This is a genomic window from Actinomadura rubteroloni (assembly GCF_002911665.1).
In the GTDB taxonomy this organism is placed as follows: Bacteria; Actinomycetota; Actinomycetes; order Streptosporangiales; family Streptosporangiaceae; genus Spirillospora; species Spirillospora rubteroloni.
The window spans coordinates 2,371,582-2,391,409 of sequence record NZ_MTBP01000001.1 but is presented as its reverse complement, the minus strand read 5'-3'; the positions used below and the strand labels follow the sequence as shown (position 1 = coordinate 2,391,409).

The window sequence follows — 19,828 nt, the reverse complement described above, 5'->3', positions numbered from 1 at the left end:
TGGTCCGGGTGATGGTACCCGGACCAGCGGCCCGTCCCGGATCAGTCCCGGGTGAGCTTGCGGTGGGTGACGCGGTGCGGACGGGCCGCGTCCGCACCGAGCCGCTCCACCTTGTTCTTCTCGTAGTCGGCGTAGTTGCCCTCGAACCAGAACCAGTTCGAGCCCTCTTCCCACGCCAGGATGTGCGTCGCGATGCGGTCCAGGAACCACCGGTCGTGCGACGTGATCACGGCGCAGCCGGGGAACTCCAGCAGCGCGTTCTCCAGGCTGGACAGGGTCTCGGTGTCCAGGTCGTTGGTGGGCTCGTCCAGCAGCAGGACGTTCCCGCCCTGCTTCAGCGTCAGCGCCAGGTTCAGCCGGTTGCGCTCACCGCCGGACAGGACGCCCGTCGGCTTCTGCTGGTCCGGGCCCTTGAAGCCGAACGCCGCGACGTACGCGCGCGACGGCATCTCGACCTGGCCGACGTTGATGTGGTCGAGGCCGTCGGACACGGTCTGCCACACCGACTTCTTCGGGTCGAGCCCGCCGCGTCCCTGGTCCACGTAGGAGATCTGGACGGTCTCGCCGAGCCGCAGCACGCCGCTGTCGGGACCCTCCTCCCCCACGATCATGCGGAACAGGGTCGTCTTGCCGACGCCGTTCGGGCCGATGACGCCGACGATGCCGTTCGGCGGCAGGTTGAAGCTCAGGTGCTCCATGAGCAGGCGCTCGCCGAACCCCTTGACGACGTCGTCGGCGACGATCACCGTGTTGCCCAGGCGCGGGCCCGGCGGGATCTGGATCTCCTCGAAGTCCAGCTTGCGGGTCTTGGCCGCCTCCGCCGCCATCTCCTCGTACCGCTGGAGACGGGCCTTGCTCTTGGTCTGCCGCGCCTTCGGGTTCGAGCGGACCCAGTCCAGCTCGTCCTGGAGGCGCTTCTTGCGCTTGGCGTCCTTGTTGCCCTCGACCTTCAGGCGCTCGGCCTTCTTCTCCAGATAGGTCGAGTAGTTGCCCTCGTAGGGGTGGCAGCGGCCCCGGTCCAGCTCCAGAATCCACGTCGCCACGTTGTCCAGGAAGTACCGGTCGTGGGTGACGGCGAGGACGGTGCCCTCGTACTTCGCCAGGAACTGCTCCAGCCAGTTGACGCTCTCGGCGTCGAGGTGGTTGGTGGGCTCGTCCAGCAGCAGCAGGTCGGGCGCCTCCAGCAGCAGCTTGCACAGCGCGACCCGGCGCCGCTCACCTCCCGACAGCGTGGTGACGTCCGCGTCCGGCGGCGGGCAGCGCAGCGCGTCCATCGCCTGTTCGAGCTGGCTGTCGAGGTCCCAGGCGTTGCGGTGGTCGAGCTGCTCCTGCAGCTTGCCCATCTCGGCCATCAGCTCGTCGGAGTAGTCGGTCGCCATCTTCTCGGCGATCTCGTTGAACCGGTCGAGCAGCGCCTTGGTCTCGGCCACGCCCTCCTGGACGTTCCCGAGGACCGTCTTCTCCTCGTTCAGCGGCGGCTCCTGCTGCAGGATGCCGACAGTGAAGCCCGGCATGAGCTTCGCGTCGCCGTTGGACGGCTGCTCCAGACCGGCCATCATCCGCAGCAGCGTCGACTTACCGGTGCCGTTCGGTCCCAGAACACCGATCTTGGCGCCCGGGAGGAAGTGCAGGGTCACGTCGTCCAGGACGACCTTGTCCCCATGTGCCTTGCGCACACGCTGCATCGTGTAGATGTACTCGGCCATATCGTCAAGCCTAGAGCCTTCCGGGCACCGGTCGACGCATCCCGACCCCGCCCCGCCGACCCCACCCCCTCACCCGCCCCACCCCCAAGAACAGCAACAAGAGCCCCCACCAACTTCCCCCAACAACACGCCGCCTCTCCCCCGGCAAGCCCACCAAGAACACGAACCAAGCGCCCGCAGAGCACGGACACAAAACAAGAAACACAGCCACCCACGCGCCACAGCGAAGCAGCGCCCCGACAAAACGCGGAACAGAGCACCACAACACGCTGCCACGGGACACGAAAAACACCTGGACGGCTTGCTAAGCAGAGCGGCATGACGGGTCGACGCGGCGGGACGGGCCAGCGCGGCGCGGCGGGACGGGATCGGGCGACGCGGAGGCTCGGGGCGGCGCGGCGGATCAGTGCAGCGGGTCGGGTCGACGTGGCGGGATTGGGCGGCGTGGCGGGGTGGCGCGGCGGGATGGGATCGGGCGGCGCGGCGGGGCCGGGCGTGCGTGGTGGCGGGGCAGGTGGGAAGGGTTGGCCAGGGCGGTGGGTGCGGACGAGTGTGGTCAGAGGGTGCGGGGGCCGTCCAGGGCGGGGAGGCAGACGCGGTCGCGGCCGGACTGTTTGGCGCGGTACAACGCGAGGTCGGCGGCGGCGAGCATCTCGATCATGTCGGCGCCGTGCATGCGGAACAGGGCGACGCCGATCGAGATCGTGACGCTGACCGTTCCTTCTTCGGCGGGGACGGCCAGGCGGCGGACTCGGCCGCGCAGGCGTTCGGCGACGCGGCATGCTTCCACGGTGTCCGCGCCGGGCAGGAGGACGACGAATTCCTCGCCGCCGAATCTGCCGACGATGTCGTAGTCGCGCAGTTGGTGGCACAGGGTGCTCGCCACGCCGATGAGGACCTGGTCGCCGATGAGGTGGCCGTGGGTGTCGTTGACGCGCTTGAAGTAGTCGATGTCGATCAGCAGCAGGGCCAGGGAATCGTGGCCGCGCTGGGCGCGGGAGAGTTCGGTGTCGGCCTCGCGTTGCCAGGCGACGGCGTTGAGGAGGCCGGTCTTGGCGTCGGTGCGGGCGGCGGCCTGGAGCTGCTGGTGCATCAGGCTGCGCTGGAGCAGGACGGCGGGCGGGAGGGCGAGCAGCAGCAGGCCGAGCGAGATCGTCGCGCAGATGGAGACCGTGACGCCGACGCACAGCTCGACCAGGTCGAGGAGCAGGCTCTCGCGCGTCCACAGGACGTCCTTCCAGCCGCTCTCGGGGTTGGCGGCGTGCGCGGCGATCGCCACGATGAACGTGCTGATGACGGTGAACAGGACGGCGCAGCCGACCGCGACGGGGATGCCGGGGGTGACGTCCACGACCCAGCCCGTCCCGGCGAGCGGGTCGGGCACGACGAGGTGGAACAGCACGGACGCCACGGCCGCGGCGATGCCGTGCGCCGCCATGAGGAGCAGGCGCCGGTAGAGCAGCGTCCGGCGGACGCGGAACTGCAGCAGCAGTTGCAGCGGGATCGGGACGACCAGCGCGTACGCGGGGGGGAGGAGCAGCGCCGCAGGTAGCCACCACGCGGACAGCAGGTCGCGCGCGACCCCCGCGGGCATGCCGAGACGCCGGGACGCCTCGATGCATACGACCCCGCAGGCCAAAATCGCGCCAAAGGTCCCTAGATCGTTCAACCGCAGCGGCGCCTCCAACAGCGCCCCGACGGTCAGGAAGACGTGGACGGCGATGACGACCGACACGTACACGGCCGTCACCGACGGACGTCCGGAAAGCCCGCGCCAACTGGGCTTTTGGGTGAGGTCCCCGCCACGGTCCTCGGCGGACGACTGCACTGCTGTCATCCTTCCCCCCTATGCATCACGTTCTGTAACACGATAGTTGCAACGTGTGCGCACCGTGCCGGAAACCGGTAGCTTCGATTACGCACAAGTCGGTGGCCATCGGGCCATCCACCGCACGGCCCGCGAATCCGCGGGCCTCGGCACATTCGGAGGGGGAAGAGATCATGCGTGGCGTTTCCTGGATCTGAGGCGGCCCGCGACCCCCGCCGCGCGGGGACGGCGCGACGGCGCCCCCGCGCCGGGGACGGCGGACCCGGTCACGACCGCGACACCCGCTCGCCGTCCGCCCGCCGGACGGACCGGCCGTGGGTCTCGCGGTCCGCGGTCCTCGCCCGGCACCCGGACCGCATCACCGCCCCCGCCGGCGCCTCCCACGACTCTCCCGCCGTCCGACCGCTCGCCCACCCGGCCGAGAAGCCCGACGACCGCGCCACCCCCTCCGCCGGACGCCACCCGTCCGGCATCGCTCTTTCCCCCGCGAACACGAGCACCTCACGCACGACGACCAGCCCGAGCCCGTCCGCCGCGCACCCGCGCCGCGACGAACCGGACCAGGCTCTAGCCGCAGGCCCGCACCGTCGGGAACCACCGTTTCCCCGACGCTGCAGAACACCCACTTCGCACCCCCGCGCGCCGAAGACGGCCCTTCCGGCGGCACGTCTCCTCCCACGCGAGGACGAGCACAAAACGCGGCCGACGCCATGACGCGGCGCCCTCGCGCGCAGCCCGGCGCGCGGGGACACGACGGATCCACGGACGACGCAAGCCTTGATCAGCACGACCGCGGCAGCGTCCCCCGCAACAGCAATCCGGGTCCGACTCACGATTACCGACGGTACAGATATCTTTACGCTCACGAAAGACCCGAGGGCAACTTTTTGCGATCGTCACACCACCGTCCGTGATGGTCGTGAGGTTTTCTTTACCTTGCGTCTCGACCTCCCTTACGTACCGCCGCGCGACACGCCCGAGCCCCGTCCCCGCCCCGCCTCCTCGCACCCTCGCACCGCGCCACCTCCCGGCGCTGCCGCCCCGCACCGCGTCCCCGCGTGACGCGCCTGAGCCGTGTCCCCGCCCCCCTCCTCGCGCCCTCGCTCCGCGCCACCTCCCGGCGCCGCGTCCCGCCCCGCCTCCTCGCACCCTCGCACCGCGCCACCTCCCGGCGCTGTCTCCCGGCGCTGTCTCCCCGCGCCGCCTCGCGGGTGGGAGGCGGGGCGGCTTGGGGTGCGTGTTAGGCGGCTTGGGTTGCTCGGCGGGGGGATTTGGCGGGGGTCGTCGTGGGGGTGGGGGGTGTTTCGGGGGGCGGGGCCAGGGGGCCGGCGGCGGTCCAGTGGTCGGTGGCGTCGGCGGCCTCGCGGCGGTCGTCCTCGGTGAGGCCCGGGGAGCGGGTCACCGGGCGGAAGTCGACCGTGCCGCGGTTGAGGTCGGGGGCGAGGGTGACCGCCTCGATCTCGGCGGCGAAGCGGTTTGCGCCGTCCTTCTCGTACTGGCGGATCCGGAGCCTGCCGGTCACGATGACGGGATGGCCGCGGCGGAACTCCGACGAGTTGACGTTGTCGGCGAGAGACCGCCAGCACTGGACCGTCAGGAACATCGTCTCCAGGTCCTGCCACTGGCCGGCCTGGCGGTCGTAGCGGCGCGGCGTGCAGCCGATCCGCAGGGACAGGCAGGACGTCCCGGCGGCCGTGACCGAGTAGATGGGCTCGGCCGCGACCCAGCCGGTGACGGTGATCTGGGCTTCGTTCATCGTGGGCTCCTTCGTCCGGCGCGAGCCCTTGTGGCCCCGCGCTCGAACCCCACGCTCCCCCAGGTCAGAAGCTCAACGGAAGCCGCGATCCAAACTGTGGATAACCCTCAGCCGCGCAGCGCGTCCACATCGGCACGGAACCGGGCGAACCGGGCGAGTTCTTCGCCCACCGGCTTGAGGACCTTGGCGTCCGCGAGCCGTTCGATCCGTTCCCGCATGTGCCGTTCCAGCCGGTCGCCGTGCTTGGCCGACGACAGGGCCGCCAGGTTCCGGCACGCCGCCGCCGTCAGCCAGCCCATCCCGAGCGTGCAGACGGCCAGGACGGCGATGTACGGGATCAGCCCCGCGTCCCCGAGCAGCCGGTTGGTGTCGGCGTCCGTCCCCATCACCGCGTAGGCGACGAGCACACCGATCCAGCCGATGCCGAGCACGGTCACCAGCGCGAGGAAGTACTGCCACGTCTTGACCAGCCACCACCAGCGCGGCACCTGGTTGAACGCGGGCAGGACGTCCCGCAGCGACGCGCCGAGCGATTCGGGCAGGTCGTGGGCGTGCACGCGGGCGGCGGCGCGCACCGAGCGCGCCCAGGCGTCCGGGAGCGCGTCGGTGAAGCCCTCGGTGGCCTTGACCAGGGCGGCGTCCACGTCGCCCTGCTGCGCGCCGACCGGGCCGGTGAACGCGCCGCGCAGTTCCTCGCGCAGCTCGGTGAGCCGCATCCGGCGCAGCGGGTCGCTGCGGAGCCGGGAGACGAGCGTCTGGACGGGCCAGCCGACGAAGTCCGCGGCGCGCAGCTCGTAGGCGCTCTCCATGGCCTCGGCGACGGCGGGCGCCCCGGCGGCGGCGGTCAGCTCGGCGACCAGCTCCGCGCGGCGCTCGACGGGCACCGAGGTGGGCACCTCGTCGTCGCCGCGGTGGACGGCGAACCGGTCGGCGAACCGGTCCAGGTCGGTGGCGAGCCGTCCGGTGCGGGCCTCGCGGGCCGCGACGGTCTCGACCAGCACCTCGCGGAAGGAGGCGGCCCCCTCGTCGCTGACGGCGGACGTGGTCACGATCCGCGGCTTGGCCAGGCCCTCGGCCTCCAGCAGGCGGCGCAGGTCGGCGACGCAGTCGTCCACCTCGCCGGGCTGGAGCTTGTCCACCTGGTTCAGGACGATCAACGTGACCGCCGCGTACCGGGCGAACGGCACGATGTAGTTGCGGTGCAGCGCCGCGTCCGCGTACTTCTGCGGGTCCACCACCCAGACGAGCAGGTCCGCGATCGTGACGAACCGGTCAACCTCGGCGCGGTGGACGGCCTGGATCGAGTCGTGGTCGGGCAGGTCCAGCAGCACGAGCCCCTGGAGCGACTGGTCGGCGCGCGTGTCGAGGGCGCTGGCGCGGGCGTAGCGGTGGCGTTTGTCCACGTCGAGCCAGTCGAGGAGGGGCCCGGCGCCGTCCAGCCCCCACACGCAGGCGTGGGCCTTGGACGTCATCGGCCGCCGCACCCCGGTGGGCGACAGGTCGAGCCCGCAGATCGCGTTGAACAGCGAGGACTTGCCGCTGCCGGTGCCGCCCGCGAGCGTGACGACCGTGTGGTCGCCCGAGAGCCGCAGCCGCTGCCCGGCCCGGTCCAGCAGGTCGTGGGCGTCGTCCAGCAGCGCTGGGTCGACGCGGTCGGCGCCGCCGGTGACGAGGCGTTCCAGGCCGTCGAGCCGGGCGACGAGCGCGGGCGCGGGCGGCGCCACGGGCGCCGCGGAGGTGGTCATCGGGCAACCTCCAGGTTGTGGGTGGCCTGGTAGAGCTGCACGGGGACGCTCTGGTCCGGGATCCCGGCGGCGTCCAGCGCCTGCCCGAACCTGATCGCCTCCTCGTCGAACAGCATGCCGATGCGGCTGCGCAGGTCGGCGCGGGCCTTGGCGCCCATGCCGCGCAGCGACTCGGCCCCGAACAGCGCCTTGAGGAGCCGCTGCGGGACGGCGCTGGTGCCGGCGTCCACGGTGACGTCGGACGTCCCGTAGCCGAGCAGCCCGATCATGAGGACGAGCGACAGCGCCTCGGCGTCGAAGGAGACGAGCTTGGCCACCGACCGCTTCGTCACGCCCTGGGTGCGGACGAGTTCCTGCACGTGGTCCTGCCAGGAGCTGACGGCCCGGGTGACGCGGCGCTCCAGCTCGGGCGAGGCGGTGCCGAGCGCGGCCGACGGCGCGGCGAGCACCGGCCCGCCGGCGGGGTGCTCGCGCCAGCGGGCCATGACCTGCTCGGCGGCGTGCTCGGCGGACGAGACGATCAGCGACTCCAGCCCGCCGCGCAGCGCCGCCTTCAGCGACCGGACCCGGCTCGGGCTGCGGTGCCGCCGGACGCCGCGCTTGGCGGCCTTGCCCCGGCCCCGGACGCGCAGCGAGCGCAGCAGGTCGCCGGTGCCCGCGAAGTCCTGCCAGCGGGCGAGGACCTCGCCGCGCAGCAGGGAGCCGTTGCGGGTGGCCTCGTCCAGTTCGGCGAGCGCGGTGCCGTAGGCGGCGTCCACGATGCGGGCCAGCTCGGCGCGCTGCTCGGCCTGCGCCTCGACGTGCCTGGCGATCTCGGGGACGCGGGTGCGCAGGCTGTCCAGGACGGCCGCGAGCGTCTCCGACACCACGACCTCCCGGTCGGCGGCGCTGGCGGCGAGGTCGGTGAGCCAGGAGCGGACGTCCTCGACGGCCTCCTCGGGGAGGCGGCTGTCCTCGATGCGGGTCTCGGGGACGGTGAAGCGCCGCGCGCTCGTCACGCCGTGCTCGGCGAGCATGTCCGCGAAGTGCTCCACGACCTCGGACCCGGCGCCCTGCGGCACGCGGGACAGGACGACCCCGATCGTGGCGCCGTTGTCGCGGGCGCGGCCGAGCATGTCCCAGACCTGGGCGTCGGCGTAGCGGGCGGCGGTCGTCACGCACAGCCAGAGGTCGGCGGCGGCCATGAGCTTGGTCGCGAACTCGTAGTGGTCCTCGAAGACCGAGTCGAAGTCGGGGCTGTCCAGCAGCGCGAGGCCGGGCGGCAGGGTGTCGCTGGCGATGACGACGAGCTGGTCGCCGACGATGGCGTCGGGCGCGGGGCCGCGGACGCGTCCCATGCCGGGCAGCAGCGGCCCTTCGAGGAACCAGTCGGCGTGGTCGGGGTGGCAGACGAGGATCGGGCTGCTCGTGGTGGGGCGCAGCACGCCGGTGGCGCTGACGCGGGTCCCGACGAGCGTGTTGACCAGCGTGGACTTGCCCGCGCCCGTGGAGCCGCCGAGGACGACGAGCATCGGCGTCCCGGCCGCCTGGACACGCGGGAGAAGGTAGTCCTCGAGCTGGTTGCGCAGTTCGGAGCGGGCTTCGCGGGCGTCGGCGACGCCGGGGCCGTCCAGGACGAACTCGAACGCGTCGAGCTGTTCGCGCAGGCTGGTCAGGGCGTCGGTGAGCGCGCGCTGGCGCACGGTCAGCTCGCCGGGACGGACGGTGCCCGCCCGCGGGCGGGTCACGGCCTCGGTGCGCACGGCGGCGGGCGGCTTCGGCGGTTCGGCGGAGCGGTTCGTCTCGACGGGACGGTCCTTGTCGTCTCGGTGCTCGGCGGACGGCGCGGTCTCGTCCGGCCCGTCGTTCTGGACCGCGCTTCGTTCTGCGGGGGAGGTCACGGATCCCGTCCCAGGTCGGCTCGCAACGTCTCGATCTCCTGTGCCACGGTGACGACGTCGCCCACGATCACGATCGCCGGTGGCCGGACTCCGGCGGCCCGCATGCGGGCGGCCACCGTCGCCAGGGTCGCCGTCAGCGAACGCTGGGCCGGGAGCGTCCCCTCCTGGACCACGGCGACCGGCGTACCCGGCGACCGACCATAGCTTATGAGGGCTTCGGTGATCAGTTCCATGCGCTCGACCGCCATGAGGAGGACGAGTGTGCCGCCGCACCCCGCCAGGGCCTCCCAGTCGACGGTCGATTCGGGGTGACCCGGGGCGACGTGCGCGGAGACGACGTGGAACTCCTGCGACAGCCCCCGGTGCGTCACCGGGATCCCGGCGGCGGACGGCACCGCGACGGCGCTGGTGATGCCGGGGACGACGGTCACGGGGATGCCGTGCCGGGCGCAGTGCAGCGCCTCCTCGCCGCCGCGCCCGAAGACGAACGGGTCGCCGCCCTTGAGCCGGACGACGAACTTGCCCTGCCGGGCGTGCTCGACCAGGTAGTCGTTGATGCTCTCCTGCGGGACGGTGCGCCCGTAGGGGATCTTGGCGGCGTCGATGACCTCGACGTCGGGGGCCAGCTCGTCCAGCAGCTCGCGGGGGGCGAGGCGGTCGGTGACGACGACGTCGGCCTGGGCCAGGAGCCGCCGGCCCCGGACGGTGATCAGCCCGGGGTCGCCGGGGCCGCCGCCGACGAGCGCCACGCCGACGGGCTTGCGCCGCGACCGGCGCGACTCCAGGGCGCCGTCGCGCAGCTTGTCCACGACGGCGTCGCGCAGGCCCGCGGCGCGCCGGGGGTCGCCGCCGGCGAGGACGCCGACGGTGGTCTCGCCGACCTGCCCGGCGGCGGGCGTCCAGCCGGGCGAGGCGTCGGCGTCGTCGGCGCGGACGGACCAGATCCGCCGCTCCTCGGCCTCGGCGACGACGGCGGCGTTGACCTTGCCGTCGTCGGTGGCCGCCTGGACGAGCCAGGCCCCGGCGCAGTCGCCGGGGGCGTAGCCGCGCTGCCGCCACTCGATCCGTCCCGCCGTCACGAGGTCCTCCAGGGAGGGCGTGATCTCCGGGGACACGACGATGACCGAGGCTCCCGCGGCCAGCAGGGCGGGGACGCGGCGCTGGGCGACGCGCCCGCCGCCGACGACGACGACGCGTCGGCCGGTGAGGCGGAGTCCTAGCAGGTACGGGGGCACGGCGTGGGTCTCTCGATCGTGGCGGGGCGGTCGTTGACGGACGTACGTGACGGACATGGTTCTTTGCGGATAAAGGTACTCGGAACAGGAGCCTGATGGAGCGCCCCCGCGCCGCCGATGTGGCCCGGCCGCCCAGACCGTGACCAGGTCGTTACGACGGCGCGGGGGTGCGGGCTATGACTCGCCGTCCTTACCCGTCACGCCCGCCGAGTCGAACGTGGCGACCTCGTGGAGCACGCGGACGGCGCTCTGGACGAGCGGCAGCGCGAGCACCGCGCCGGTGCCCTCGCCGAGCCGCAGGCCGAGGTCCACGAGCGGCTCCAGGCCGAGGTGGGCGAGGGCGGCGGAGTGGCCGGGCTCGGCGGAGCGGTGCCCGGCCACGCAGGCGCCGACGACGCCCGGGGCCAGCGCGGCGGCGGCGAGGGCGGCGGCCCCGGCGATCACGCCGTCCAGGACGACGGGCACGCGCTGCGCGGCGCCGCCGAGGATGAACCCGGCGAGCGCGGCGTGCTCCAGCCCGCCGACCTCGGCGAGGATCTCCAGCGGCCCGGCGCTCGCGGGCAGCCGTCCCAGCGCGTCCCGGACGATCTCGATCTTGCGCGCGTGGGTGGCCGGGTCGATGCCGGTGCCGAGCCCGGTGACCTGCTCGGCGGGCCTGCCAGTGTAGGCGGCGATGAGGGCGGCGGACGCGGTCGTGTTCGCGATGCCCATGTCCCCGGTGACCAGGCAGCGGGCGCCGTCTGCGACGAGCCCGCGCGCGACCTCGATCCCGGCTTCCAGCGCCGCCCGCGCCTGGTCGGCGGTCATCGCCGGGCCGGCGGACAGGTCGGCGGTGCCGCGCGCGATCTTGCGGTCCTGAAGGCCGGGCGCCGTCGGCAGGTCGGCGGCGACGCCGACGTCCACGACGGTGACGGTCGCGCCGGTCTGGGCGGCGAAGGCGTTGACGACCGCTCCGCCGGCGAGGAAGTTGGCCACCATCTGGGCCGTCACCTCCTGCGGCCACGGCGAGACGCCGCGCGCGTGGACGCCGTGGTCGGCGGCGAAGATCGCGACGGCGGCGGGCGCGGGGAGCGGGGGCGGGCAGGTCCCGGCGAGCCCGGCGAGCCGCACCGACAGGTCCTCCAGGGCGCCGAGCGAGCCGGGCGGCTTGGTCAGCCGGGCCTGGAGGGCGCGGGCGTCGCGGATGGCGGCCTCGTCCGGGGGGACGATCGCGGCCAGGGTCTCCTCGATCACGGGGGGTCTCCTCTGTCTAGACGCCGAGGTCGGCGAGCGCTTTGAGCAGGCCGTCGTGGGCGGCGGCGTCGCGGACGGCGATCCGCAGCCAGTCCGGCCCGAGGCCGGGGAAGGTGTCGCCGCGCCGGACCGCGTAGCCGCGCTGGCGCAGCAGGGCGCGGACGCCCAGCGCGTCGGGCAGGCGGACGCACAGGAACGACGCGGCCGGGCGCGGGACGACGTGCAGGCCGCGTCCGGTGAGGGCGGCGGCGAGCCGGTCGCGCTCGGCGCCCATCGCGGCGGCCCAGGCGTCGGCCTCGGCGACGGCGTCGGGCGCGCAGCACGCCTCGATCGCGGCGAGCGCGGGCGTGGACACCGCCCACAGCGGCTGGGCCTCGGCGAGCCGTCCGATCAGTCCGGGCTCGGCGAGGACGTATCCGGCGCGCAGCCCCGCGAGCCCCCAGGTCTTGGTGAGGCTGCGGATCACGGCGACGCCGGCGGGGAGGCGTCCGGCGAGGCTCGCGGGCTCGCCGGGGACGCAGTCCATGAACGCCTCGTCCACGACCACGAGCCGTCCCGGACGGGCCAGCGCCGCGACCGCCTCGGCCGGATGCAGCACCGACGTCGGATTCGTCGGGTTCCCGAGCATGACGAGGTCCGCGTCGTCCGGCACGGCGGACGGGTCCAGCGCGAAGTCCCCGCCGAGCACGACCCGCTCGACGGCGTGCCCGGCGGCGCGCAGCGCGGCCTCCGGCTCGGTGAACTGCGGGTGGACGACCACCGCGCGGCGCGGCGCGACGACCCGCGCGAGCAGCACGAACGCCTCGGCGGCCCCGGCGGTGAGCAGCACCTCGCCCACCGCGCGCCCGTGCCGCGCCGCGACGGCCGCGCGCGCGGCGGACGGGTCGGGATAGGCGGCGAGGTCGGCGACCGACGCCCGGATCCGCTCGGCGAGCCAGGCGGGCGGGGTGCCGGTCCGGACGTTCACGGCGAAGTCGATCAGCCCGCCGCCGACCTCGCTGTCCCCGTGATGACGCAGGTCGATCACGCCGTGCCCCCCGCTCGCCCACGGCGCGCCGGGAAGCCGCCCGCGCGCCCGCTCGGCCCGCGCTTCTGCGGCTCGCTCACGCGGCCTCCCGGTCGTAGTAGAGCAGCGCGTTCACGGCGGCGGCGGCGACGGCCGAGCCGCCCTTCTCCGACACGTTGCTGACCTGCGGCAGCCCGCTGGCCCGCAGCGCCTCCTTGGCCTCGGCCGCGCCGACGAACCCGACCGGGAGCCCGACGACCAGCGCGGGCCGCACGTCCCGGGCGATGATCTCCATGAGGGCGGCGGGCGCGGAGCCGACGGCCCAGATCGCGCCGGGGCCGACCTCGGCGTAGGAGAGCCGGACGGCGGCGGCCTCGCGGGCGATCCCGGCGGCGCGCGCGAGCCGTCCGGCGGCGGGGTCGGCGATGTGGCAGACGGCCGAACGCGCGGTGATGCCCGCGACGACCATGCCCTCGTCGGCGACGACCGGCGCCCCGGCGCGCAGCGCGGCGAGGCCGCGCGCCAGGTGCTCCTCGTGGGTGACGACGTCCACGGCGTACTCCAGGTCGGCGGTGACGTGGATGATCCGCTCGGTGACCGCCCGCCAGAGCGGCGGCATCGGGGTGAGGTCGACACGGGATCGCAGGATCTCGTACGACCGGACCTCGATCGGGTGGGGCTGGCGGACGGTCACGCGGGCTCCTGTCTGGGTCGAAACTGTCATCGGGGCGCGGCTCCGGCGAGGGCGGCGGTGGCGTGCGGGGCCGTCGTCCGGCCGACGAGCAGCACGGCCCGTCCCAGGGTACGAGCGGTGCGCAGGGCCGCGGCCTCGGCGACCGACGGCGTCCCGATGCGGGCGCGGACGCCCTCCGACGGGTGCGGCACGACCACGTCCGCCAGCTCCCCGGCAGCGTGCCCGACGATCGTCCACCCGCGCGCCGCGGCGACCTCGACCAGCGCAGCCGCCGCCGCACGAGCCTCAAGCGTCGCAAGCACCCGCACGTCGCCGGAACGCGCCCCCGCCGCCGCGAGCACCCGGTCCACCAGCGCGCCGACCTCGGCGGCGTCCGCCCGCGAGGACAACCCGACACCGACGACAAGCCCCATCACCGCAACCCACCGACCCTTTCGCCAGCACGCCGCGGCGCGGCGGCCCGGCTTTCGGGCAACTCCGCGTCGCGGGCACCGCGCACGACCGCGAGCCCGCCGAGCGTCTCGACAGGACGCCGCGCCGCCGGGGCCGGGCGTTCGGAGAAGCCCGTGTCGTGGGCGCCGTGGACCACCGCGAGCCCGCCGAGCGTCCCGGCAGGACGCCGGGACGCGGCAGGGCGCTCGGGGAGGCCCGTGTCGTGGGCGGTGTGGACGGGTGCGGTCACCGCAGTCCGCCGAGCGTCTCGACGGGGCGCCGGGTCGTCGGGGCCGGGCGTTCGGGGAGGGCGGTGTCGCGGGTGGCGTGGACGAGCGTGAGGCCGCCGAGTACGACGGATCCCGTGGTGAAGCCCGCTGCGGCGAGGGCGTCCCGGACCGCTTCCGTGCCGTCGGGGGTGGTGATCGCCACGGCGGCGCGGAGGGCGTGGGGGGCGCAGTGGGCGGCCAGGTCGGGGGTGCCGGTGAGGTAGACGGCGTCGGGTTCGGGCAGTGGCGCGAGTACGGCGGGCGGGGCGCCGCGCGCCACGGCGACCTTGACGCGGTGCGCGGCGACGTCGGCGCGGATCGCGTCCCGGGCGGCGCGGTCGGCGGCGACCGCGACGGCCGCCGCGCCGAGCCGGGCGCACTCGACCGCCATCGGGCCGGCGTCGGCGCCGACGTCCCAGACCAGGTCGCCGACGCGCGGGCCGAGCCGGGCCAGCGCGAGCGCGCGGACCTCGGGCGGCGCGGCGGGACGGGCGAACGCGTCCGCGGGCAGCGCCCAGGCCGACGGGCCGTGCGCGCCCGCCAGCCAGGTCGGCGCGTCGAAGCGGCCGAACGGGTCGAGGACGAGCACGACCTGCGGGTCGTTCCACGGCCGGGTGGTGGCCTCGGCGGGCCGGACGCGCTCGATGCGCTCGGCGGGGCCGTCCAGGTCCTCGCAGACGACGAACGTGCGCGGCGTCTGCGGGAACAGCTCGCGCGCCAGCTCGGCCGGTCCCGCGCCGGGGCCGGTGAGGACGGCGACCTTGCGGTGGGCGCGGCAGGCGTTGGCGGCGCGGCGCAGCGCCCCGTCGCGGGCCGACACGACGAGCGCGTCGGCGGCCGGGAGCCCGGCCCGGTCCAGCGCCCGCGCGGCGAGCGCGATCACCGCGACGGCGCCGTTCGGCCGAACATGCCGGTCATGCGGCCGGTCGCGTCCACCAGGACGATCTGGACGGCGGCGATGTCGAGCGTGTCCGCGACGCGGCGGCACACCTCGCGCCCGCAGCGGCCGAGCGCCCCGGACGTCGCCCACTCGGCGGGCGGGGGCGCGTCCAGCGCGGCGGCGATCTCGTCGAGGACGGGTTCGCCGCCCGCCGCGTCCGCCAGCTCGGCGAAGCGGCCGACGACCACGACCGTGTCGAGGCCGTGCGCGGCGGCCTCGCGGGCGGCGGCGGGCAGCGTCGCGGGGTCGGCGTGGACGATCCGGGTCGCGGGCACCTTGGGCAGCAGCGCGCGTGCGGCGTCGCGGGTGCCCTCCCCGGCGCAGAGGACGAGTGCGTTCATCCCGCCGAGCCTGGTCCGGACGGCGCCGCGTCGCCGTCAGGCGCGCCGGGGACGTCGCGGGCCAGGTCGCGCGCGATCAGCCCGAACACCACCTGGTCGTGGTGCGCGCCGTCCGCCGACCGCTCGGCGCCGCGCGCCCGTCCCTCGCGCAGGAACCCGGCGTACTCGGCGACGCGGATCGACGCGTGGTTGGACGTCAGCGCCCGCAGCTCGACCCGGTGCAGGCCGCGCTCGTGCAGCGCCCACCGGACGACGAGCTTCAGCGCCTCGGTGGCGTAGCCGCGCCGCCGCCACGCGGGCCGCATCCCGTAGCCGACCTCGCAGGTGAGGTTGGACCAGTCGACGCGGAACAGCCCGATCGTCCCGGTGAGCGCGCCGGACGCCCGGTCGACGATCGCCAGGTGGACGCCGAGGCCGAGCTTCTGCGGCTGGTGGACGCCGTCCTCGAACCACCAGGCGAGGCGTTCGGCGTCCAGCTCGCGGGGGAAGTTGGGGGGCAGCCAGTCCTCCTCCGCGCGCAGGGCGGCGACGTAGTCCTCCGCGTCGTCCATGGAGAACGGCCGCAGGACGGTCCGCTCCCCCTCCAGCCGCACCGGGTCGCCGAACCGTCCGGTCATCGGGCCTCCTCCACCAGGCGTCGCGCGGACCAGGGCGTCGCGGCCCAGTGCAGGTGCAGGTAGGAGGCGACGCACGCGCCGCGCACGAAGCCCTCCGGTCCCGCCGGGGACCACTGCCACGCACCGCGGGGGCCGTGCGCCGGAGTGGTCCTGGTGCGGTGGAACTCGTGGCCGCGCACCCGTTCGCCGGTCCGGGCGACCACCGAGTCGTTGATCGCCACGGCGGCACGGTAGCCGAGTGCGAGACGCGGCGCCATGACTCCGGAGACATCGGGCAGAACACCGCACATCGGCGCCCCGTCGAGATCGCGGGCGAGGTACAGGAGCCCGGCGCACTCGGCGTAGACGGGCGCCCCGGACGCGGCGAGCGCGGCGACCTCGGCCCGCAGCGGGACGTTCTCCGACAGCTCCGCCGCGTAGACCTCGGGGAAGCCGCCGCCGATGACGAGTCCGCGCGTCCCGGCGGGCAGCTTCTCGTCGCGCAGCGGGTCGAACCGGACGACGTCCGCGCCCGCCCCGGCCAGCAGCTCCTCGTTCTCGGCGTACCCGAACGTGAACGCGGGGCCGCCCGCGACGGCGATCACGGGCCGCTCCCCCGGCGGCGGCGTGCCCGGATCCCAGGCGGCGCCGGTGAGCGGGGGCGCGGTGCGGGCCAGGGCGAGCAGGGCGTCCAGGTCGCAGGAAGCCGCGACCAGCTCCCCGAGGCGCGCCACGGTCGCGACGGCCTCGGCGCTGCGCTCGGCGGCCGGGACGAGCCCGAGGTGCCGCGACGGCTTGGCCACGTCGTCGCGGCGCCGCAGCGCGCCCAGCACCGGCACGCCGAGCGCCTCGACGGCCTCGCGGCACATGGCCTCGTGGGCGTCGGAGCCGACGCGGTTGAGGACCACGCCGCCGAGCCTGATTTCCCCGTAGGACGCGAAGCCGTGGACGAGCGCGGCGACGGACCGTCCGGCCGCCGCCGACGCGTCCACGACCAGCACGACCGGGGCGTCCAGCAGGCGGGCGACGTGCGCGGTGGACGCGAACTCGCCGCCCGAGTCGCCGCCCGGACGGCCCGTCGCGCCGTCGTAGAGGCCCATCACGCCCTCGATCACCGCGACGTCCGCGCCGGCCGCGCCGTGCTTGAGCAGCGGGACGAGCAGGTCCTCGCCCGACAGCCACGCGTCCAGGTTGCGTCCCGGGCGCCCGGCGGCGAGCGCGTGGTAGCCCGGGTCGATGTAGTCCGGGCCGACCTTGTGCGGGGACACCGTCAGGCCCCGCGCGGCGAACGCGGCCATCAGGCCGGTCGCCACCGTCGTCTTGCCGCTGCCCGACGCGGGCGCGGCGACGACCAGCCGTGCTACCACTCGATGCCCTTCTGGCCCTTCTGCCCCGCGTCCATCGGGTGCTTCACCTTGGTCATCTCGGTGACGAGGTCGGCGGCCTCCAGCAGGCGCGGGTCGGCGTCCCGGCCGGTGATCACGACGTGCTGGGCGCCGGGCCGGTCGCGCAGGACGGCCACGACCTCGTCCACGTCGATCCATCCCCATTTCATGGGATAGGTGAACTCGTCCAGCACGTACAGCCGGTAGGTCTCGGCGGCCAGGTCCCGCTTGATCTGCGCCCAGCCCTCACGGGCGTCGGCGGCGTGGTCGTCCTCGCCGCCCGCTTTGCGGATCCAGGACCAGCCCTCGCCCATCTTGTTCCAGACGACCGTCCCGCCCTCGCCGCTGTCCCCGAGGACGCGCAGCGCCGTCTCCTCGCCGACGCGCCACTTCGCGGACTTCACGAACTGGAACACCCCGATCGGCCAGCCCTGGTTCCAGGCGCGCAGCGCGAGCCCGAACGCGGCCGTCGACTTGCCCTTCCCCGGCCCGGTGTGGACGACCAGCAGCGGCCGGTTGCGGCGCTCCCGCGTCGTCAGCCCGTCCTGCGGCACGTACTCCGGCTTCCCCTGCGGCATGATCGCTCCTCCTCTGGCCTCGCCGCCGCGACGCGGCGGCTTCCCTCGCGGACTCCCTCAGGCGGCGCGGTGGGCGCGGACGAGTCCGGCGAGGCTGCCGGCCGCCAGGTCGTCCAGCCGGACGGTCTCCGCGCCGAGCCGGGCGCCGAGCGCGGCGGCCAGGCCGAGCCGCACCGGGCCGGACTCGCAGTCCACGACGACGCACGCGACGCCGTCCAGCAGCGGCGCGGCGGCGGCCGGGTCCGCGCCGGACGTGGCGCGGCCGTCGGTGACGAGCACGAGCAGCGGACGCCGCGCCGGGTCGCGCAGCCGCTCGGCGCGCAGCACCCCGGCGGCGCGGACGAGCCCGGCGGCCAGCGGCGTCCGGCCCCCGGTCGGCAGCCGCTCCAGCCGCCGCGCGCCCGCCTCCACCGACGACGTCGGCGGCAGCGCGACCTCGGCGTCCCGGCCCCGGAACGTGACCAGGCCGACCTTGTCGCGGCGCTGGTAGGCGTCGCGCAGCAGGCTGAGCACGGCGCCCTTGACGGCGGTCATGCGGCGGCGCGCGGCCATCGAGCCGCTCGCGTCCACGACGAACAGGACGAGGTTGCCCTCGCGTCCGTCGCGGACGGCCGCCCGCAGGTCTCCCGGGCGCAGGACCAGCCCGGCGCCCGCGCGGCCCCTCGCGCGCTGGCGCGGCGCGGCGGCGCGCAGCGTGGCGGTCAGGTGGATCCCGGCGGACCCGGGACGGGCGCCGGTCACGCGGCCGTGCGACGTGCGGGCCTTGGACCGGCGTCCCGGCGCGCCCGCGCCGAGGCCCGGGACGGTGAACAGGCGCGGCTTGAACGCCGCCCCCGCCGACACGACGCTCTCGCGCCCGCCGCTCGGCGGCTCGTCCGCCGCGTCCGGCGCCCCGCCCCCGGCGCCCGCACCTGCGCCCTCGCCCGCGCTCGCATTGGCATCTGCGCCCGCACTCGCGTCGGCGCCCTCGGCCGAACCCGCGCCCGCGCCGGAGTTCGCGCCCGTGCCCGCGCCGGCACCCGCGCTCTCGTCCGCGCCGGAGCCGGTGGCATCGTCCGCGCCCGCAGCGTCGCCCGAGCCGGCGCCGTCGCCCGGACCGGCCGCGTCGTCCGCACCGCCGGAGCCGCCGGAGCCGCCGGGGCCGCCGGGGTCGTCGTCGGGCGGGTCGGGATCGGCGTGTTCGTCCAGGATCTCGTCCAGCCGGTCGCGGTCCAGGCCGGGCGCGTCGAACGGGTCGCGGCGGCGCCGGTGCGGCAGCGCGAGCCGCGCGGCGGTCCGGACGTCGTCGGCGGTCACCTCGGTCCGCCCGTTCCAGGCCGCGAGCGCCAGCGCCGCGCGGGCCGTGACGAGGTCGGCGCGCAGCCCGTCCACGTCGAACGCCGCGCACACCGCCGTGATCTGCCGCAGCGCCGCGTCGGTCAGCGCGACGTCCGGCAGCAGCGCGCGGGCGGCGGCGATGCGCCCGGCCAGCTCGGCCTCGGCGGACGCCCACAGCGCGGCGAACGAGCCCGGGTCGTCCTCGAACCGCAGCCGCCGCCGCACGACCTCGGCGCGCTCGGCCGGGTCGCGGGTCGCGGCGACCTCGACGGTCAGCCCGAAGCGGTCCAGGAGCTGCGGGCGCAGCTCGCCCTCCTCGGGGTTCATCGTCCCGACGAGCAGGAACCGCGCCGCGTGCCGCACCGACACGCCCTCGCGCTCGACGTGCGACTCGCCCATCGCGGCGGCGTCCAGCAGCAGGTCGACGAGATGGTCGTGCAGGAGGTTGACCTCGTCCACGTACAGGACGCCCCGGTGCGCGGCGGCCAGCAGTCCCGGCTCGAACGCGGTGACGCCCTCGGTCAGCGCCCGCTCGATGTCGAGGGAGCCGGTCAGCCGGTCCTCGGCCGCGCCGACGGGCAGTTCCACCAGCCGCGCCGGGCGCTCGCCGGCGCCGGAGTGGGGGCCGTCGGGGCAGCGCGGGTCGGGCGCGGACGGGTCGCACGAGAAGCGGCAGCCCGGCACGACCGGCACGGGCGGCAGCAGCGCGGCCAGCGCCCGGACGATCGTGGATTTGGCCGTGCCCTTCTCGCCGCGCACGAGCACACCGCCGACCCGCGGCGACACGGCGTTGACCAGCAGCGCCAGCTTGAGATCGTCCATGCCGACGATCGCGGAGAACGGGTAGCGCGCGTCGCTGGAGGCCATGCCCCACTGTCCTTCCGTCG

Annotated in this window: 17 protein-coding genes; all 17 read right to left on the bottom strand. The window is 75.2% G+C overall.

Annotation, left to right across the window (positions count from 1 at the left end):
• Positions 1-41 precede the first annotated feature (41 nt).
• The gene (ettA, locus tag BTM25_RS10635; protein WP_103562508.1) at positions 42-1,706 is read right to left on the bottom strand and encodes an energy-dependent translational throttle protein EttA; all 1,665 of its coding nucleotides are present in this window, start codon (positions 1,704-1,706) and stop codon (positions 42-44) included.
• A gap of 556 nt (positions 1,707-2,262) precedes the next feature.
• Positions 2,263-3,543 (bottom strand): sensor domain-containing diguanylate cyclase, encoded by a 1,281-nt coding sequence (locus tag BTM25_RS10630; RefSeq protein WP_235828332.1) that lies wholly within the window; start codon positions 3,541-3,543, stop codon positions 2,263-2,265.
• Positions 3,544-4,774: 1,231 nt separating this feature from the next.
• Positions 4,775-5,290, bottom strand: coding sequence for a single-stranded DNA-binding protein (locus BTM25_RS10620; RefSeq protein ID WP_103562506.1), 516 nt, complete (start codon positions 5,288-5,290; stop codon positions 4,775-4,777).
• Positions 5,291-5,397: 107 nt separating this feature from the next.
• Complete coding sequence (locus BTM25_RS10615) at positions 5,398-7,035, bottom strand: P-loop NTPase family protein (RefSeq protein ID WP_103562505.1); 1,638 nt, start codon at positions 7,033-7,035, stop codon at positions 5,398-5,400.
• A complete protein-coding gene (locus BTM25_RS10610; RefSeq protein ID WP_103562504.1) occupies positions 7,032-8,915 on the bottom strand; it encodes a GTPase family protein in 1,884 nt (627 codons plus the stop codon). Before BTM25_RS10610 ends, BTM25_RS10615 begins: the two co-directional genes overlap by 4 nt.
• Positions 8,912-10,150, bottom strand: a complete 1,239-nt coding sequence (gene cobA, locus BTM25_RS10605) for a uroporphyrinogen-III C-methyltransferase (RefSeq protein ID WP_235828331.1) — start codon at positions 10,148-10,150, stop codon at positions 8,912-8,914. Before cobA ends, BTM25_RS10610 begins: the two co-directional genes overlap by 4 nt.
• A gap of 174 nt (positions 10,151-10,324) precedes the next feature.
• Complete coding sequence (gene cobT / locus BTM25_RS10600; RefSeq protein WP_103562502.1) at positions 10,325-11,383, bottom strand: nicotinate-nucleotide--dimethylbenzimidazole phosphoribosyltransferase; 1,059 nt, start codon at positions 11,381-11,383, stop codon at positions 10,325-10,327.
• Positions 11,384-11,399: 16 nt separating this feature from the next.
• Entirely contained in the window at positions 11,400-12,410 is a 1,011-nt protein-coding gene (cobC, locus tag BTM25_RS10595; protein ID WP_103562501.1) for an Rv2231c family pyridoxal phosphate-dependent protein CobC, read from the bottom strand.
• Between the two features lie 76 nt (positions 12,411-12,486).
• Positions 12,487-13,083, bottom strand: coding sequence for a precorrin-8X methylmutase (locus BTM25_RS10590; protein ID WP_235828330.1), 597 nt, complete (start codon positions 13,081-13,083; stop codon positions 12,487-12,489).
• A 26-nt stretch (positions 13,084-13,109) separates the two neighbouring features.
• A complete protein-coding gene (locus tag BTM25_RS10585) occupies positions 13,110-13,496 on the bottom strand; it encodes a cobalamin biosynthesis protein (RefSeq protein WP_103562499.1) in 387 nt (128 codons plus the stop codon).
• Complete coding sequence (locus BTM25_RS10580) at positions 13,496-13,765, bottom strand: hypothetical protein (protein WP_103562498.1); 270 nt, start codon at positions 13,763-13,765, stop codon at positions 13,496-13,498. Before BTM25_RS10580 ends, BTM25_RS10585 begins: the two co-directional genes overlap by 1 nt.
• Positions 13,762-14,667 carry a hypothetical protein gene (locus tag BTM25_RS10575; protein WP_103562497.1) on the bottom strand — a complete coding sequence of 302 codons (906 nt, stop codon included), beginning with the start codon at positions 14,665-14,667 and terminating at the stop codon, positions 13,762-13,764. The genes BTM25_RS10580 and BTM25_RS10575 overlap by 4 nt, the downstream gene beginning before the upstream one ends.
• Positions 14,664-15,065 carry a hypothetical protein gene (locus tag BTM25_RS10570; protein ID WP_103562496.1) on the bottom strand — a complete coding sequence of 134 codons (402 nt, stop codon included), beginning with the start codon at positions 15,063-15,065 and terminating at the stop codon, positions 14,664-14,666. The genes BTM25_RS10575 and BTM25_RS10570 overlap by 4 nt, the downstream gene beginning before the upstream one ends.
• Positions 15,062-15,682, bottom strand: coding sequence for a GNAT family N-acetyltransferase (locus BTM25_RS10565; RefSeq protein WP_103562495.1), 621 nt, complete (start codon positions 15,680-15,682; stop codon positions 15,062-15,064). The genes BTM25_RS10570 and BTM25_RS10565 overlap by 4 nt, the downstream gene beginning before the upstream one ends.
• The gene (locus BTM25_RS10560) at positions 15,679-17,028 is read right to left on the bottom strand and encodes a cobyrinate a,c-diamide synthase (protein ID WP_103562494.1); all 1,350 of its coding nucleotides are present in this window, start codon (positions 17,026-17,028) and stop codon (positions 15,679-15,681) included. The genes BTM25_RS10565 and BTM25_RS10560 overlap by 4 nt, the downstream gene beginning before the upstream one ends.
• Positions 17,022-17,624 (bottom strand): cob(I)yrinic acid a,c-diamide adenosyltransferase, encoded by a 603-nt coding sequence (cobO, locus tag BTM25_RS10555; RefSeq protein WP_103562493.1) that lies wholly within the window; start codon positions 17,622-17,624, stop codon positions 17,022-17,024. The genes BTM25_RS10560 and cobO overlap by 7 nt, the downstream gene beginning before the upstream one ends.
• Before the next feature lie 57 nt (positions 17,625-17,681).
• Complete coding sequence (locus BTM25_RS10550; RefSeq protein ID WP_103562492.1) at positions 17,682-19,808, bottom strand: putative cobaltochelatase; 2,127 nt, start codon at positions 19,806-19,808, stop codon at positions 17,682-17,684.
• Between the last annotated feature and the right edge of the window lie 20 nt (positions 19,809-19,828).

Excerpts from the sequence above, each read along its gene's own strand:
- BTM25_RS10620 (WP_103562506.1), bottom strand. The coding sequence starts at position 5,290 with ATGAACGAAGCCCAGATCACCGTCACCGGCTGGGTCGCGGCCGAGCCC.
- BTM25_RS10565 (WP_103562495.1), bottom strand. The coding sequence starts at position 15,682 with ATGACCGGACGGTTCGGCGACCCGGTGCGGCTGGAGGGGGAGCGGACC.
- BTM25_RS10570 (WP_103562496.1), bottom strand. The coding sequence starts at position 15,065 with ATGAACGCACTCGTCCTCTGCGCCGGGGAGGGCACCCGCGACGCCGCA.
- ettA (WP_103562508.1), bottom strand. The coding sequence starts at position 1,706 with ATGGCCGAGTACATCTACACGATGCAGCGTGTGCGCAAGGCACATGGG.
- BTM25_RS10585 (WP_103562499.1), bottom strand. The coding sequence starts at position 13,496 with ATGGGGCTTGTCGTCGGTGTCGGGTTGTCCTCGCGGGCGGACGCCGCC.
- BTM25_RS10630 (WP_235828332.1), bottom strand. The coding sequence starts at position 3,543 with ATGACAGCAGTGCAGTCGTCCGCCGAGGACCGTGGCGGGGACCTCACC.
- BTM25_RS10615 (WP_103562505.1), bottom strand. The coding sequence starts at position 7,035 with ATGACCACCTCCGCGGCGCCCGTGGCGCCGCCCGCGCCCGCGCTCGTC.
- cobO (WP_103562493.1), bottom strand. The coding sequence starts at position 17,624 with ATGCCGCAGGGGAAGCCGGAGTACGTGCCGCAGGACGGGCTGACGACG.
- BTM25_RS10550 (WP_103562492.1), bottom strand. The coding sequence starts at position 19,808 with ATGGCCTCCAGCGACGCGCGCTACCCGTTCTCCGCGATCGTCGGCATG.